13 protein-coding genes are annotated in these 16,364 nt (G+C 71.3%); 10 read left to right on the top strand and 3 right to left on the bottom strand.

Annotated features, from left to right (window positions below; all coding sequences use genetic code 11):
- The first annotated feature begins 92 nt into the window (after positions 1-92).
- The 5 genes from AC2A1K_RS33145 (at position 93) to AC2A1K_RS33125 (ending at position 6,439) form a co-directional block, all read left to right on the top strand.
- Complete coding sequence (locus AC2A1K_RS33145; RefSeq protein WP_483900617.1) at positions 93-1,898, top strand: FAD-dependent monooxygenase; 1,806 nt, start codon at positions 93-95, stop codon at positions 1,896-1,898.
- 12 nt (positions 1,899-1,910) lie between these two features.
- Positions 1,911-2,759 (top strand): fumarylacetoacetate hydrolase family protein, encoded by an 849-nt coding sequence (locus AC2A1K_RS33140; RefSeq protein WP_483900616.1) that lies wholly within the window; start codon positions 1,911-1,913, stop codon positions 2,757-2,759.
- Between the two features lie 14 nt (positions 2,760-2,773).
- On the top strand, positions 2,774-3,745 hold the full coding sequence (locus AC2A1K_RS33135) for a VOC family protein (protein WP_483900615.1): 972 nt from the start codon (positions 2,774-2,776) through the stop codon (positions 3,743-3,745).
- Positions 3,738-5,705: an acetoacetate--CoA ligase gene (locus AC2A1K_RS33130; RefSeq protein WP_483900614.1), complete on the top strand. Its 1,968-nt coding sequence runs from the start codon at positions 3,738-3,740 to the stop codon at positions 5,703-5,705. The genes AC2A1K_RS33135 and AC2A1K_RS33130 overlap by 8 nt, the downstream gene beginning before the upstream one ends.
- Before the next feature lie 368 nt (positions 5,706-6,073).
- Complete coding sequence (locus AC2A1K_RS33125) at positions 6,074-6,439, top strand: hypothetical protein (RefSeq protein ID WP_483900613.1); 366 nt, start codon at positions 6,074-6,076, stop codon at positions 6,437-6,439.
- A gap of 279 nt (positions 6,440-6,718) precedes the next feature.
- Here the strand turns inward: AC2A1K_RS33125 and AC2A1K_RS33120 are convergent, their stop codons facing one another.
- Both AC2A1K_RS33120 and AC2A1K_RS33115 read right to left on the bottom strand, forming a co-directional pair.
- Complete coding sequence (locus tag AC2A1K_RS33120) at positions 6,719-9,121, bottom strand: alpha/beta fold hydrolase (protein WP_483900612.1); 2,403 nt, start codon at positions 9,119-9,121, stop codon at positions 6,719-6,721.
- A complete protein-coding gene (locus AC2A1K_RS33115; protein WP_483900611.1) occupies positions 9,118-10,593 on the bottom strand; it encodes a flavin-containing monooxygenase in 1,476 nt (491 codons plus the stop codon). The genes AC2A1K_RS33120 and AC2A1K_RS33115 overlap by 4 nt, the downstream gene beginning before the upstream one ends.
- A gap of 185 nt (positions 10,594-10,778) precedes the next feature.
- Between AC2A1K_RS33115 and AC2A1K_RS33110 the strand changes: the two genes are divergently transcribed.
- On the top strand, positions 10,779-11,351 hold the full coding sequence (locus AC2A1K_RS33110; RefSeq protein ID WP_483900610.1) for a TetR/AcrR family transcriptional regulator: 573 nt from the start codon (positions 10,779-10,781) through the stop codon (positions 11,349-11,351).
- A gap of 93 nt (positions 11,352-11,444) precedes the next feature.
- Positions 11,445-12,722 carry a saccharopine dehydrogenase family protein gene (locus AC2A1K_RS33105; RefSeq protein WP_483900609.1) on the top strand — a complete coding sequence of 426 codons (1,278 nt, stop codon included), beginning with the start codon at positions 11,445-11,447 and terminating at the stop codon, positions 12,720-12,722.
- Between the two features lie 196 nt (positions 12,723-12,918).
- On the opposite strand, the gene AC2A1K_RS33100 is transcribed toward AC2A1K_RS33105, so the two are convergent.
- The gene (locus AC2A1K_RS33100) at positions 12,919-13,686 is read right to left on the bottom strand and encodes an SDR family NAD(P)-dependent oxidoreductase (RefSeq protein WP_483900608.1); all 768 of its coding nucleotides are present in this window, start codon (positions 13,684-13,686) and stop codon (positions 12,919-12,921) included.
- A 100-nt stretch (positions 13,687-13,786) separates the two neighbouring features.
- Between AC2A1K_RS33100 and AC2A1K_RS33095 the strand changes: the two genes are divergently transcribed.
- The 3 genes from AC2A1K_RS33095 to AC2A1K_RS33085 form a co-directional block, all read left to right on the top strand.
- On the top strand, positions 13,787-15,028 hold the full coding sequence (locus AC2A1K_RS33095) for an acyl-CoA dehydrogenase family protein (protein WP_483900607.1): 1,242 nt from the start codon (positions 13,787-13,789) through the stop codon (positions 15,026-15,028).
- Positions 15,025-15,822 carry an SDR family NAD(P)-dependent oxidoreductase gene (locus AC2A1K_RS33090; RefSeq protein ID WP_483900606.1) on the top strand — a complete coding sequence of 266 codons (798 nt, stop codon included), beginning with the start codon at positions 15,025-15,027 and terminating at the stop codon, positions 15,820-15,822. Before AC2A1K_RS33095 ends, AC2A1K_RS33090 begins: the two co-directional genes overlap by 4 nt.
- On the top strand, positions 15,819-16,364 hold a 546-nt coding region (locus tag AC2A1K_RS33085; protein WP_483900605.1), incomplete at its 3' end, for a Zn-ribbon domain-containing OB-fold protein. The genes AC2A1K_RS33090 and AC2A1K_RS33085, both read left to right, overlap by 4 nt.

Here is a 16,364-nt window from a genome sequence, read left to right as displayed (position 1 = left end):
CCGCATGCCTTGACAGACCGCGAGCACGGTTTCGATACTCACCAATCATATTCATCATGCTGGATTGAGGTCGGGCCGTCGAGGAGGACGTGATGCGTGAGACCCACACCCCTGTGTTGATCGTCGGTGGCGGCGGGGGCGGTCTGACCGCCTCGATGCTGCTCTCGCACCTCGGGGTTCCGTCGCTGTTGGTCTCGCGTCACGCGGGGACGTCGATCCTGCCGAAGGCGCATGTGCTCAACCAACGCACGATGGAGATCTTCACCGAGCTCGGGGTGGCCTCGGAGATCCTGGCTCGGAGCACGCCGCCGGAGAACATGAAGGCGACCGGCTGGTACGCCGGGGTCGGCGGCCCCCACGACGGATACGGTCGCCGGCTCGGGGGCCTGGAGGTGTGGGGCGGGGGCTACACCGACCCGGACTTCATCGCCGCGAGCCCGTGCCGCACGGCGAACCTGCCCCAGATCCGGCTCGAGCCGCTGCTCAAGGCGCACGCCGAGTCGTACTCCGCGGCGACGATCCGGTTCCACCACGAACTTCTGGACCTGACCCAGGACGCCGACGGCGTGACCGCCACCCTGCGCGACCGCGACAGCGGCGAGCAGTACACCGTGCGCAGCTCGTACGTGATCGGAGCCGACGGCGGGCGCACGGTCGGCGAGCTGATCGGGGTGGGCATGAGCGGGCCGACCAACCTCCTGCGCATGGTCTCCACCCATCTCTCGGCTGACCTGTCCGCCCACCTGTCCGACCCCGACGTGCTGATCCGCTGGCTGGTCAACCCCGACTTCGGCGGTTCGTGGGCCTCGGGGGTGCTCGTGGCCATGGGCCCAGAGCACTGGGGCACCGAGTCCGAGGAATGGGTGTTCCACCTGCAGTTCGCTGCCGACGACCCGGACGCCGACGACCCGGCGAAGGTGCTCGAGCGCATCCGGGCCGCGCTGGGCATCCCCGACTTCGACCCCGTGATCCACCACGTCAGCCCCTGGATCATGGAGGGCGTGCTCGCGGACGCGTTCCGGCGGGACCGGGTCTTCCTGCTCGGTGACGCCGCACACCGCCACCCCCCGACCGGGGGCCTGGGCCTCAACAGCGCGGTCCACGACGCCTACAACCTGGCCTGGAAGCTCGCCGCGGTGCTCGGCGGGCAGGCCGGCGAGGCACTGCTCGACACGTACGAGTCGGAGCGGCGCCCGGTGGACGGCGCCAACGTCGAGGCCGCGGTCAACGCCGCGATGAACCACTACACCATCGACGCGGCGCTCGAGCTCTCGCCGGACAAGACCCCCGAGCAGAACTGGGACGAGGTCCGGCCGCTGTGGGAGGACCTGCCCCGCTCGCAGGAGAAGCGCCACGCCCTCAACTGCGCGATCGGGTCGCAGACCATCGAGTTCCGCCACCACCACGTGGAATTCGGCTACACCTACGACGCGGCCGCCTCCACCGCCGTCGTCGACGACGGCTCCGCCCCGTACGTCCCGCTCGACCCGGTGCGGCTCTACGAGCCCTCCACCAAGCCCGGGCACCCGCTCCCGCACGCCTGGGTCGAACGCGGCGGTGAGCGACTCCCGCTCGGCACGCTGGTCGACGGCGGTCACTTCGTGCTGCTGGCCGGGGAGAACGGCCAGGCCTGGATCGAGGCGGCCGACAAGCTCGCCGCCGAGACCGGCCTGGCCCTGCGGGCCGGCCGGGTCGGGATGCTCGACGCCGAGCACCCCGACATCGATTTCGTGGACGTGCGCTGCGCGTGGCTGAAGAACCGCGGCATCGCCGCCGACGGCGCGGTCCTGGTGCGCCCGGACCGCTACGTCGGGTTCCGGTCCGCGGGGTCCGTCGACGACCCGCTCGGCGTCCTGACCGCGGCCGTGGCCCAGATCCTCTCCACCTCCACCGCCTGAGGGAACGACACCATGCGCATCGCCAATCTGAACGAACGCCTCGTCCTGGTCGTCGACGACAACGCCGGCACGGCCGTCGACGTGGAGTCGGCCAGCAACGGCCTCTTCTCCGCCGACCCCCAGGCGATCTACCCCCGGTGGCAGGAGTTCCTCGCCTGGGCGCCCTCGGCGGACACGAGCCAGGCGCGGGCCTTCGACCCGGGCGAGCTCGGCGCCCCGACGCCCCGCCCCGCCCAGGTGTTCGCGATCGGCCTCAACTACCGCGACCACGCCGCCGAGGCAGGACTCGCGCTCCCGGACACGCCCACCGTGTTCACCAAGTTCGTCGGCAGCTTCACCGGCCCCTACGACGACGTCGTCCTGGCCGGCCCGACCGTCGACTGGGAGGTCGAGCTCGTCGCGGTCATCGGCACGAGGGCTCGGCGGGTGCCGGTGGAGCGCGGCTGGGACCACGTCGCCGGGCTCACCGCCGGACAGGACCTCTCCGAGCGCACCGTCCAGGGCGCCGGACCCGCACCACAGTTCAGCCTGGGCAAATCGTTCCCCGGCTTCGGCCCGACCGGCCCGTGGCTGGTCACCCCCGACGAGTTCGGCGATCGCGACGACATCGCCCTGGGATGCGCGGTCAACGGCGAATCCGTCCAGAAGGGCCGCACCAGCGACCTCGTGTTCACCGTGCCGCAGCTGATCGCCGAGCTCTCGGCCGTGCTCGAACTCCAGCCCGGTGACGTCATCTTCACCGGCACCCCCGCCGGGGTCGGCGCGGGCCGCACCCCGAAGCGCTTCCTCGCCGCCGGCGACGAGCTCGTCACCACCATCGAGGGCATCGGCACCATGCGCCATCAGCTCGTGAGCGCTTGAGAGGACCAGCGACAATGAGCTTGCACCGCCTCACCGACATCGTCATCGGCGTCCCGAACGTCGCCGAGACCGCCGGCTACTACACCGAGTTCGGACTCGTCCCCGAGCACGTCGCCTCCGTCTACGGCGAGACGACCCCGACCCCTGACCCGGATGCCGTCCACCGCTTCGCCACCGTCGACGGCGGTCGGCAGCTCGAAGTGCGCCACAGCCCACGACGGCGCCTGATGTCGCTGGGTGTCGGGGTCGACGACCCGGACGATCTGGAACGCATCGCCGCGTCACTGGCGGGCCTCGAGATCGCCGCACACCGAGAGGGCGACAGCGTGCGCGCGGTCGACCCGGCCACCGGACTGCAGGTGATCGTCTCGGTCGCGCCCCGCATCCAACAGGCCACCACCCCGACCCCGCCCTACAACGCGCCCGGCGATGCCCGACGTCCCGGCGTGCGCGCCCCGGGCATCCTGCGGCCCGACCCGGTCCGTCCCCGCAAGCTCGGGCACGTCGTGTTCGGGTCGATCGACCAGAACGCCACCCAGCGATTCTTCACGCAGGGACTGGGGTTCAAGGTCAGCGACGAAGCCCCCGGCCTGGCCTCGTTCATGCGGTGCTCCACCGACCACCACAACGTCCTTGTCCAGCAGGCCCCGGTCAGCTTCCTGCACCACAGCTCATGGGAGGTCGACGACGTCGACGAGGTCGGACGCGGCGCCACGACGATGCTGGAGAACCACCCGGAACGACACACCTGGGGGCTGGGCCGCCACTACATCGGCTCGAACTTCTTCTGGTACCTGCGCGACCCGGCCGGGAACTTCTCCGAGTACTACTCCGACATCGACTGCATCCCCGACGACCAGATCTGGGAGCCAGGTGTCGTGGCCGGCGAGAAGAGCCTCTACTCCTGGGGTCCCCCGCCGCCGCCCTCGTTCCTGCAGCCCGACGACCTGGCCGACCTCATGACCGGCGCCCACGACGATGCCTGAGCCCGACCCGTCCGAGAACCATCCGGGCGCGGTCCTGCGCCGCCCGGCCGACGACGTCCTCGACACCACCGGTGTCGGCCACTACGTGCGGTGGCTGGCCGACGAGCGCGGCCTGGACTTCGCCGACTACCGGCAGCTGTGGGCGTGGTCGGTCGACGATCTGGAGGGGTTCTGGTCCTCGATCTGGGACCACTTCGGTGTCCGCGGCCGCTACGACACGGTCCTGGCCGCCCGGGGAATGCCCGGTGCACAGTGGTTCCCCGGCGCTCGACTGAACTACGCCGAACACATGCTCGGCGGCCCGGAGGACACCGACCGGATCGCGGTGATCGCCCACTCCCAGACCCGCGACCCGGTTCAGCTCTCCTTCGGCGAGCTCGCCGAGCAGGTCGCTCGCGCCCGCGCCGGGCTGCAACGCTGCGGGGTGACCCGCGGAGACCGCGTCGTCGCCTACCTGCCCAACATCCCCGAGACCCTCGTCGCGTTCCTCGCCTGCGCCTCCCTCGGCGCGGTCTGGGCCACCTGTGCGCCGGAGTTCGGCGCCCGCAGCGTGATCGACCGCTTCGCCCAGCTCGAACCCACGGTCCTGCTGACCATCGGCGGCTACCGCTACGGCGACAAGATGATCGACAAGGCCGCCGACGTGGCGGCCATCCGGGCCGGGCTGCCCACCGTCGAGCACGTCGTCGGCGTGCCGTACGGACCCTTCGCCGTCACGGACGCGACTGCGTGGGACGAGCTCACCGCCGACGCCGGGCCGCTCACCTTCGACGCCGTCCCGTTCGAGCACGCGCTCTACGTGCTGTTCTCCTCGGGCACGACCGGACTGCCGAAGGCGATCGTGCACGGTCACGGCGGCATCCTGCTCGAGCACCTCAAGAGCCACGCCCTGAGCATGGACACCCGGCCCGGCGACCGCTTCCTCTGGTTCACCACGACCGCATGGATGATGTGGGGTCTCCTCGTCTCTGGCCTGCTGCACCGAGCCGCGGTCGTGCTCGTCGATGGCGACCCGACCTACCCGGACCTGCTAAAGCAGTGGCGGATCGCCGCCGCGGCCCGAGCAACGCTGCTCGGCACCAGTCCCGGCTACCTCATGGCCTGCCGCAGGTCCGGCGTCGAACCGACCCGCGACCTCGACCTGTCCTCCCTGCGCACCCTGGGCGTCACCGGCGCTCCTCTGCCCGAGTCCGGATTCGACTGGGTCCAGGAGCAGTTCGGACCGGACCTGCTGGTCAACTCCGTCAGCGGCGGCACCGACGTCTGCTCGGGTTTCGTCGGCGGCTCCCCGTGGCTGCCGGTCTACCGCGGTGAGCTGTCCGGACCATGCCTCGGGGTGGATGCCGCCGCGTTCGACCCGGCCGGTCAGGAAGTCGTGGGCAGCCTCGGCGAACTGGTCATCCGCGAGCCGATGCCCTCGATGCCCGTGCGCTTCTGGAACGACCCCGACGACCGGCGCTACCGCTCGACCTACTTCGAGACCTACCCCGGCGTCTGGCACCACGGCGACTGGGTCACCGTCTCCGCACACCGGAGCTTCGTGATCAGCGGACGCTCCGATGCCACCCTCAACCGCGGTGGCGTGCGGCTCGGCACCGCCGAGTTCTACGCCGTGGTCGAGGAGCTCCCCGAGATCGCCGACAGCCTCGTCGTCCATCTCGAGGACGCCGAGGGCGGCCCGGGCCGACTCCTGTTGTTCCTCGCCCTCACACCCGGCGCAGAGCTCGACGACGGACTGCGGGACCGGGTCCGTCGCGCGCTGCGCCGACAGCTCTCTCCCCGCCACGTCCCGGACGTGATCGACGCCGTTCCCGCCGTGCCCCGCACCCTGACCGGGAAGAAGCTCGAGGCGCCCATCAAGAAGATCCTTCGCGGCCACCCGGTGGCCGACGTGATCAGCCCGGACTCGGTTCACGACTACGCCTCGATCAGCGCCTTCACCGACCGAGCCGACCCCTGACCACACCGGCCCGCGCCGCTCGCCACGCCCCCGCCGTACCGGCGCGCGGACGGTTGATCGGACCCAGGACGAGGAGAACGCCATGAGCACTCCCCACGCGACCCCCGGTCGCATCGACGTCCATCAGCACCTGCTCCCACGCGACTACCTCGCCGCCCTGCGGCGTCATGGCATGGCCGGAGCCGGCGGCCGGGCCCTGCCGGACTGGAACCCCGATGCCGCGGTGTCGATGATGGACGAGCACCGCATCGCCACCGGCATCCTGTCGCTGTCCACCCCCGGCACCCACCTCGGCGATCCGGTCGAGGCTCGTGAGCTCACCGTCCGGCTCAACGACGCCCACGCCGAACTGGTGAACCGGCGGGTTCGTGCCCTACGCCGCGCACCGCATGGCCGTCGGCATGGCCCTCGACGCCGGCCGCGACATCGGCAACGTCCTCGAGGACTTCCGCAGGTTCTACTACGACACCGCCCTGTCCGGCAGCCCGTCGGCACTGCCCTCACTGCTCGCCTTCGCTCGCCCCGACCACATCCCCTACGGCAGCGACTGGCCCTTCGCCCCCGACAACGTGGTCACCTACTTCACCGACGGGCTCGACGAGTACCTCACGCACACCGCGTCCGGGCCGTCGATCAACTCAGCGATCGACGGCACCAACGCCGCGGACACTCCGCGCTGTTTTGCCACGCCTCGACCGCTGAGCAGCCGCGACATGCACTCGCGGTCTGCATGACACGTCCTGTGACACGAAACGGCGGCAGCCGGTGGTGACGATGTGCATGGCGTGGCGGACCCGGAGAACGCCTTTGCCGGCAGAGGCCCTGGTCAACGCGGTCCGCTCGGGGCCCGGTGCCGCCGTCGAGGGGCTATGGAGGGCATGGACCGGGCCGCTGGGGCAGGCGACCTCGCATCGGCGCTGGTCGCTTCATGTGTCGATCAACGCCGATGTTGTGCCTCTTCGGAACAGGTTGGGGTGCGACGCCGGCGGTTCGGATCGTGCCGGTCATCCCGGTCACGAACTGGGCGTCGCGATCCCGGTCTTCCGGTGGGACGCGAGGGCGACCGTGGGTCGAGTCGCCGCCACGACTTCTCCAACAGCACGTTCGGCGGAGCGGACGGCGCCCTCCAAGTAGCCCTCGAACTGCGGGGCCGCTTCGGTGCCGGCCCAGTGCACGCGGCGGACGGCCTTGGTCGTCGCGTCGGTGTAGGTGGTCATGACGCCGGGGGCTCGGGTCGAGACGCAGCCGGCGATCCACGGTTCGTGGACCCAGCTCTGTTCGTGGACGCTGATGGGCCGGCCGGCGTCGGGGCCGAACAGGGTCTCGAGGTCGGTCAGGAGCGCCGCGCGTCGTGCGTCCGGGTCGTCGAGGATGTCGTCGGGACCGGTGGTGCCGACGAAGGAGAGCAGGACGCCGATGCTGGCGTCGGGGGGCGAGTTGTCGATGACGTAGTGCGCGATCGGCAGGTCGGTGACCGCGGCTCCGTTGAGCCCTCGGTCGCGCCAGAAGGGTCGGTCGTAGACGGCGAAGATCTTGCTCTCGGTGCCGTTGTGCCACACCCGCTGCAGGGCGGCCCGACGGGTCGGGAGGTCGGGCGTGAAGCGGATGCGGTCCGCGTCGGCCGGCGTCATCGCGATGATGGCCCGCTGCGCGCGCACGTCGAGCCGGGCCGAGCGCACGAGGACCTCGTCGTCGGTCTGGTCGACGTCGGTGACGGGCGAGTCGAGGACGAGGTCGTCGCCGAGTCGGTCGGCGATCACGAGGGACGGCTGCTGGGAGCCGCCGACGATGCGGGTCTCCTGGGCGCCGTTCTCGGTGTTGAGCATGAAGTCGATCCCGCCGGACGTCCTGATCTGGTGCAGGACCTTGAGCAACGAGGTGCGGTGCGGGTCCTCGCAGAACACCAGGGAGAAGCCGAAGGTGAACATGTGCTTGGACTCGTCGGCGTGGCAGTGGGTGTCGAGCCAGTGCCCGAGGGTGGTGCCGTCCCACTCGATGGCCTTCGGTGCCGTCCATGGCGTCGCGACGGGTACCTGCTGGGCCATCCGCTCGAGCCGCAGTTGCGCCTGGGCGAAGTCCAGCATCGCCCAGGGCCGCATCGGGGGGATCGTGCCGCCGAACGTTCGGCGCCGCCCGCGGTGCAGGTAGAGCGTCTTGCCCGCGGTGTGGGTCGGGAACGTCTCGAGCCCGAGGTCGTCGAGGAGGGCGAACATCCGCTCGTGCTCGGCGCCGATCCACTGGCCGCCGCCTTCGGCGACGACGTCGTCGCCGACGTCGAGGTCGCGGGTCCGGCCGCCGACGCGGGTGCCCGCTTCCAGCACCCGTACGGAAAGTCCGCGTTCGACCAGTCGAAGGGCGGCGGTGAGCCCGGAGAGCCCGGCGCCGACCACGACGACGTCGGCGCGCACCTCCTCGTGGCGGGTGTCGGTCATGGCATCTCCGTTCGACGGCACCGCTGAGGTGGTGCGCAGAGGGGACCTCGGGTCAGGCGTGCCGTGGGGCGAGGGCTGAGGCCAGGAACTCGATCTGGTCGGCCAGCACCTGCTGGTGCCATCGGCCGCGGTAGACGTCGAAGTGGTCGACGGGATAGCGGTGGATCTGCGCGTGCGGGCCGGCTCGTCGCGCGGTGCGCAGGGCGGCCGCGGGTGGGGCGACACGGTCCTCGGTCCCGATCTGGAACAGGGTCGGGCACGTGATGCGGGAGGCGGAGGTCGTGGGCGGTTGGACGCGGCATCGAGGGCGGTGCGGGCGCAGACCTCGTTGCGCCAGGTCGGGCCGGCCATCGAGGTGTAGGCCTCGACGGCGCCCGGCGCGGTGATGATGGCCGTGTCGCCGGGCCGGGCGACGATCGGGACGTGGTGGGGCGGGCGTCCGGTGAGCGCGTGGGCCGCGTCGCGCAGCCCGTGCCCGGTGGCGCGCAGCAGCAGGCTGATGCCTGCTGATCGGCCGATCTGCATCAGGGAGGCGAGTCCGTCGGTGGCGGGGGTCAGCGCCACCACGGCCGCGACGTGCCGGTTCTGGGCGGCGACGGCGACGACGTGACCGCCGGCGTAGGAGGTGCCCCACAGCGCGATCCGGCTGCGGTCGACGTCGGGCAGGTGGCGGGCGGTGTCGATCGCGGCGTGGTAGTCCTCGCGCTGGCGCCGGAAGCTCACGTGCTGGCGTGGTGTGCCGGCGGAGTCGCCGAAGCCTCGGTAGTCGAAGACCAGCGCGTCGGTACCGGCGTCGGCGAAGGGCCGGGCGAAGCTGAGCAGCCCGGAGTCGCGGGTGGCGCCGAAGCCGTGCGCCATGACCACACAGGGTCGACCGCCGGGTCCGGCGAGGACGTTGGTGGTGGCAGGAACGTGCCAGGCGGCGCACGTCGTGCCGTGGCTGGGGAAGGTGATGGCGTGGGTGGGGGAGCTCGGCGTGGTCACGCCCGCACCGCCTGTCGGGTCGCGGTGAACGTCAGCGCGTCGTCGTCGATCGGGCCGTGGCGGAGGCGTTCGACGTCGCGTTCGTAGGCCATCGCGGCGGTCCAGGGGCCGCGGGTCCCGGCTCGGGGGTAGGCCCCGATGCCGCGTCGGACGTAGCCGGCGGTCAGGTCGAGCAGGTCCGCGCGCTCCATGTCGGGGTGGTCGAGGACGGGGACGACGACGTCGAGGTCGCGGGCGTCCATGTGGTCGAGCAGGCGGCAGAAGTGTTCGGCGACGAGGTCGACCTTGAGAGTCCAGGAGATGTTGGTGTAGCCGAGCGCGAAGGCGAGGTTCGGGACCCCGGAGAGCATCATCGACCGGAACACGGTCGTGTCGGGCAGGTGCACGGGCTCGCCGTCGACGTGCAGCTCGATCTTGCCGAAGGGCGACATCGACAGCCCGGTGGCGGTGACGACGATGTCGGCGACGAGTTCCTGGCCCGAGGCCAGCAGGATGCCGCGCGGGGTGAAGCGCGCGATCTGGTCGGTGACCACCGAGGCCCGGCCCTGGGAGAGGGTCGTGAACAGGTCGCCGTCGGGCACGATGCACAGCCGCTGGTCCCAGGGCCGGTAGTTCGGGGTGAAGTGGGTGTCGACGTCGAAGTGACGGGGCAGCTGCCGCCGCACGTTCGCGATGAGCAGGCGCCGCATCAGGCGCGGGAAGCGGCGGCAGGCGCGGAAGAGCCCGCGGTGCAGCGCGATGTTCTTCCGCCGTATGAGCTGCGAGGCGCGTTCCGCCCCGAGCAGCGGGGCCACCACGGTGGCAAGCGGGTCGCGCGTGGGGACCGAGAGCACGTAGCTCGGGGAGCGCTGCAGCATCGTGATGTGGGCGGTGCGGTCGGCCATCGCGGGGATCAGCGTGACCGCGGTCGCGCCGCTGCCGATGACCACGACCCGCTGGCCGGTGTGGTCGAGGTCGTCGGGCCAGTGCTGCGGGTGGACCACGCGTCCGGCGAAAGTCTCGATCCCGGGGAACTCGGGGGTGTAGCCGGCGTCGTAGTCGTCGTAGCCGGTGCCCAGGAACAGGAAGCGAGAGCTCAGCTGCAGCCGTTCGCCGCTGGCGGTGCGCTCCACCGTGACCGTCCAGGACCCGGTGTCGGAGCAGAAGTCGGCGCGGTGCACCCGGTGGCCGAGGCGGATGTGCTCGTCGATCCCGTGCTCGGTGGCGGCCCGGCGGAGATAGTCGTTGATCACCTGGCCGTGGGCGACGACCGTGGGATCGGTCCACGGTCGGAAGCCGTAGCCGAAGGTCGGCATGTCGGAGTCCGATCGGATGCCCGGGTAGCGGAACGGGCTCCAGGTGCCACCGGTCTCCTCGCGCGCCTCGAGGATCGCGAACGTCGTTCCTGGTCGCTGGGTCGTGAGGTGGCACGCCGCGCCGATGCCGGAGATGCCCGCTCCGATGATCAGGACGTCCACGTCGGGGGTCGTCATGGTCTTCTCCGTCCCCACAGGGTCACGACCGAGCAATCACGAACTCGAATCGTATTCGAGTCTAGAGTGGTCGGCGGGGCGCGTGTCAAGCTGGTGATGTGTCCTCTTCCGATCTGCGGTCGGCTGCGGCGGACTCGGCCGGCCTGGCTCGTCGCTCGCCGGCACAGCGGCGCAGTGCCCGACGAATGGAGGCTCTGCTCGACGCGGCCGAGGAGCTGCTCGCGGAGCAGGGCTACGACGCCGCGTCACTCAAGGCGATCGGGCAACGGGCGGGCATCCCCGTCGCGTCGGTGTACCACTACTTCGCTGACCGGGGTCAGGTCGAGGCCGAGCTCGTCCAACGCCACATCGCCGTGGTCGGCGAGCGCCTCGCGCCCGCCCTCGGCGGGCCGGCGCAGGGTCGGCCCGAGCCGACGACCATCCGCGCGGCCCTCGACGCCGTGATCGACCCGATCCTGGCGTACTTCCGCGAGTCGCCCAGCTTCATCGAGCTCTGGCTCGTCGGGCGCAGCGCAACGCTCTCCGACCTCGCTCGCGCCTTCGACGTCACCGAGGCAGAACGACTCGGGCGGTTCCTCCGTGAGCGCGGCCTCATCGCCGAGGACACCCCGCCGCTGGCCCTGGAGCTCTGCTTCGAGGTCGGCGACCGGCTCTTCGACGTCGCGTTCCGTCAGGGCCGGGCCGGCGACGACGCGGTCATCGAGGAGATGCGACGGCTGCTCACCGCCTACCTCGAGTCCTACGCCCCGACGGGCTGACACCGATCCCGACGTGGCGTTGACATCCTGCCCACTCGTCCCCCACTGTTTCGAACACGATTCGAGTTCGTAATATGAGGGACGGAGCAGCCCATGAGCGAAGAGAAAGTGGTCTTCATCGGAGCCGGCGGCGAGATGTGCCGCGTGGCGGTCGAGCGCTTCGCCGCCACCGGCGATGCGCACCTGGTGCTCGCCGACATCAGCAGTGAGGCCCTCGAGAAGGTGATGCGCACCGTGCCGCCCGGCCGCGCCACCACCACGACGCTCGACCTGTTCGATCCCGCGAGCCTGAGCAGGGCCATCGAGGGGGCGTCGCTGGTCGTGCTGGGCGCCGGGCCCTACCAGCGCACCGCTGAGCCGGTGATCAACGCCTGCCTCGAGGCGAGGGTTCCGTACCTCGACTTCGACGACGACGTCGAGAGCACCGACGCCGCGCTGAGCCTCCACGAGCGCGCCCAGGAGGCCGGCGTGCCCTGCTACATCGGCTGCGGCGCCTCGCCGGGCATGAGCAACGTGATGGTCCTCGACGCCGCCGCCGACCTCGACAGCGTCGACACCCTCGACATCTGCTGGCTGGTCGGCGACGAGCGGCCCGGCATCGGCCGGGCCGTCCTCGAGCACCTCATGCACATCGCCGCCGGACCTTGCCTGACCTGGGCCGACGGCAAGCCGACCGTCAACGAGACCTGGGTCGAGACCGCCTACGCCCCCATGGGCGGAGGCGCGGGCGAGACCCTGCTCCACGAGACCGCCCACCCCGAGGCCGTCACCGTGCCCCGGCTCTACCCGAACGCCACGCGCATCCGCGTGCTCGGCGGGCTGGACCCGGCCCCGTTCAACGGCATAGCCCGCGGCCTCGGCAAGGCCGTCCGCCGCCAGTCGCTACCTCTCGACACCGCCGTCGACTTCCTCGTCGACCTCCTCGACGGCAAGCCGGGATCCCTCGCGGGCTGGCGCCATGCCCTCGCCGGCATGGTCGAGCAGGTCCGCACCGGCGAGTGCACCACCGGCGAGGTGCTCGACTTCCTGATCTCCTCCGCGCGCGGCAAGACCGCGCCGACCTACCGCGGCGGTCTGCTGGTGCGCGCCATCGGCTCCCGCGACGGGCGACCCGCGGTCTCGATCAAGCGCACCCCGACCAGCGGAGTGGGCACCTTCCTGTTCAAGGACATGGCCGCCATCACGGGCACCGCGTGCGCCGCGTTCATGACCATGGCGCTGGACCTCGGCCGGGAGCGCCCCGGCGTCTTCGCCCCGGAGGACTGGGCGCAGCCGGAGGCGTTCTACAAGGCCCTCGGACGGGTCGGCACCCCGCGCGCCGAGATCATCGAGTCACTGACCCCCACCGCGTCCTCCCTGGCTGAGGTCTGACACCCCGGGACCAGAGCTTGGGGCCTCGCCCGTGCATCGTGCTGGTGCGCGCCAGATGTTGCCTCCACACCGTGGGTGCGGCTGCGGGCGTCGAAGGCCGCGTGGCACGTCTCGTGACACGAACGGTCTCCAGCACCAGGTCCACGCTCACTCGAAACGTGGGGGTGCCGACGAGCACGCGGGCGGCGTCGTGCCGTCACCGAACCGACGTCTGCCCGCCGTCGACCGGGATCAGCTGACCGGTGATGAACCGGGAGGCGTCCGACGCGAGGAAGACCATCACAGGGGCCAGGTCGGCCTCGGCGTCGCCATAACCCTCGCCGAGGGCGATCGACCGCTCGTTCTGCCAGTAGTGCGCGTCGCGCTGCTCGGGCGTCATCTGCGCGATCGCCTCGTCGTACATCGGCGTCGCGATGGCGGGCAGGATCGCGTTGACCCGCACACGATCCCGGCCCCACGCGGCCGCAGCCGTGCGGGTCCACGAGTGGACGGCGCCCTTGGACGCCGAGTAGGCGGGAGCGACCGGTTCGGGCCGCAGTCCTGAGACCGAGCCGAAGTTGATGATCGAGCCGCCGGCCCCGGCCATCGCCCGGTGGGCGGCCTGGTTGGTGAGCACCGTGCCGCGCACGTTCACCGCCATCATGCGGTCCCAGGTGGCCGGGTCGACGGTCGCCGCATCTCCGGGACCCTGGATGGCCGCGGGGTGGGCGAGTGCGTCGAGGCCGCCGAGCAGGGTGGCGGCCCGCGCGAACGCCTGGGTGACCGACGCCGGGTCGGCGACGTCGATGGGCTCGAAGTGCACTTCACCGCGGCTCGACGCGTCCTCGACGCGGGCGGCGCCTGCCTCGGCGTCCAGGTCCATCCCGACGACCTGCGCCCCGGCCCGCGCGTAGGCCGCGAGGGTTGCTGCCCCCATTCCTCGGGCGCACCCGGTGACCACGATCCGTCGTCCCGTCAGCTCCATCGCTCGACTCCGTCCACTACGCCCGGCGCTCCGAGGTCCTTGTCCATGACGGACGAGGACTCTAGAGTTTGAATTGAATTCAGTACAGGAGGTGTACGCCGTGCCCGACAGCGCGGTCGCCGTCGACCCGCAGGAACTCGCCGGATTCACCGACCAGGCCCGGGCCTGGCTCGGGAAGCATTTGTCGCCCCGCGACGAGGAGGAGCGCCGCTCGCTGGCGGTATTCCACGACCTGGCGTTCGACCAGGAACGTGCCCTCCTCGAACGCATCCAGCAGTGGCTGCGCACCAAGTACGACGCCGGCTACGGCGCGCTGTCCTGGCCCGTCGAGCAGGGCGGGGCGGGGCTGACTGTTCTGCACGAGGAGGCGTTCGCCGAGGCCGAGCGCGAGTTCGAGCACCCCGGGCAACACGAGCTGACGTCGGTGAGCACCGCGCTCATCGCCCCGACCGTGCAGATGTTCGGGACCTCTGATCAGCGTGAGCGGCTGGTACGGCCCCTGCTGCGCGGCGACGCGCTGGCCTGCCAGCTCTTCTCCGAGCCGTCGGCCGGCTCCGATCTCGCAGGCCTCGCGACCCGCGCCGTGCGCGACGGCGACGACTGGGTGGTCACGGGCCAGAAGGTTTGGAGCTCCGGGGCTCAGTTCGCCGGCTGGGGCGAGTTGATCGCTCGCACCGACCCTGCCGTGCCCAAGCACCAGGGACTCACTGCCTTCCTGCTGCCGATGGACTCCGCCGGGGTCGACGTCCGCCCGCTGCGTCAGATGTCCGGGGGCACCTCGTTCTGCGAGGTGTTCCTCGACGAGGTCCGCATCCCGGACTCACAGCGGTTGGGGGAGGTCGGCGGTGGCTGGGCCGTCACGCTCGCGACCCTCGGTTTCGAGCGCGGACACTCCGGCGCCCAGGCCGACCTCGGCGGCGGCTGGGACGAGCTGGTCCGGACGGCCCGCGACCTGGGACGGACCGGCGATCCCGAGGTGCGGCGGATGCTCGCCGATGTCTGGGTGGCAGAGCACGTCGCCGCCGCCTCCGCGCAGCGGGACCGGGAGACACGGCTGGCCGGCGGAGAGCCCGGGCCGATTGGGTCACTGCGCAAGCTCGCGTGGGCACAGCGGCTCCGTCTCGTCTCCGAGGCCGCGGCCGTGGTGCTCGGCGAGCGCCTCGTCGCGGACCTCGGGGACGGGAGCTACCGCTGGACCGAGCACGTGCTGGGGGCACCGGGCTACCGGATCGCCGGGGGGTCGGACGAGGTACAGCGAACGATCATCGCCGAGCGGCTGCTCGGTCTGCCGCCGGAGCCGCGGACGGACCGCAGCGTGGCCTGGAAGGACATCCCTAGATGACGACAACGGTGGAGGAGGCCGTCGCGGCGGTCCGCACCACGGGCGAGCCCCTGGCCGGGCGCACCGCGCTGGTCACCGGCGGGTCGCGCGGTCTCGGCCGGGAGATCGCGATCGCCTTCGCCGCAGCCGGGGCGGACGTCGCTCTCGCATCGCGGAAGAAGGACGCCTGCGAGGAGCTCGCCGACGAGCTCGCGGCGGCCACCGGCCGGCGCGTCAGCGCGCACGCCGCCCACGTCGGGGACTGGGACCGGCTGGGCACGCTGCTCGACGAGGTGGAGCAGGAGCTCGGCGCGGTCGACGTCCTGGTCAACAACGCCGGGATCGCACCGGTCTACCCGAGCCTCGCCGAGGTCACCGAGGACCTGTTCGACAAGGTCGTCGGCGTCAACCTCAAGGGCCCGTTCCGCCTCATGGCCGAGGCGGGCCGCCGCATGGTCGCCCGCGGCGGCGGTGTCGTCCTCAACATCTCCTCGATGGCCTCGGGACGTCCGACCGCCTCGGACCTGCCCTACGCGTCGGCGAAGGCCGCCCTGAACACGCTCACCGCCGGGTTCGCGCAGGAGTACGGGCCGACCGTGCGGGTCAACACGATCGTCGCCGGCCCGTTCCTCACCGACATCAGCCGCGGTTGGGACATGGACGTCGTCGGCAAGATGGCCGAGGACTGGCCCTCGCAGCGCGTGGGCGAGCCCCACGAGATCGTAGGCGCGGCCCTGTACCTCTGCGGCCCCGCAGCGTCGTACACGACCGGGGCACTGCTCGCGGTCGACGGCGGACGGCTGGCGGCACCGTGATCGACGCACGCAAGACCGTCGACGACTCCCTGTTCGTGGAGACCGCGCAGGGCGTGGCGTTGGCGGGCAGCCTGTGCGATGACTGCGGTGCGCACACCTTCCCTCGCCAGGGCGGCTGTCCGCGGTGCACCGGTTCGTCGATGACCGACGTCGCTCTCTCCCGGGTCGGCACGCTGTGGTCGTGGACGGTGCAGGGCTTCCGACCCAAGCCGCCCTACACGGGTACCGAGGCCTACGAGCCGTACGGCGTCGGTTACGTCGAGCTGCTGGGGCAGCTCATCGTCGAATCCCGGCTCGTCGAGACCGAGCCCCATGCCCTCGAGATCGGCATGCCCGTGGAGATGGCCCTCGTCCCTTTCCGCGACGACGCATCGGGCTGGCCGGTACACACCTACGCGTTCGTCCGCGCTGCCGAGGGGGGTGTCTCTATGGGGTTGTCAAGCCGCGAGGGGCTCGGGTGCTCGCGCTGGGGCGCGGTAGGGCTGGTGGTCGCGGAGCATGGCGTAGATGACGTCGGTGCGGCGGCGGGCCAGGCATATCAG

Source organism: Actinomycetospora sp. 2LY8.5, assembly GCF_057180585.1.
This window is presented reverse-complemented; position numbering and strand designations above follow the sequence as displayed.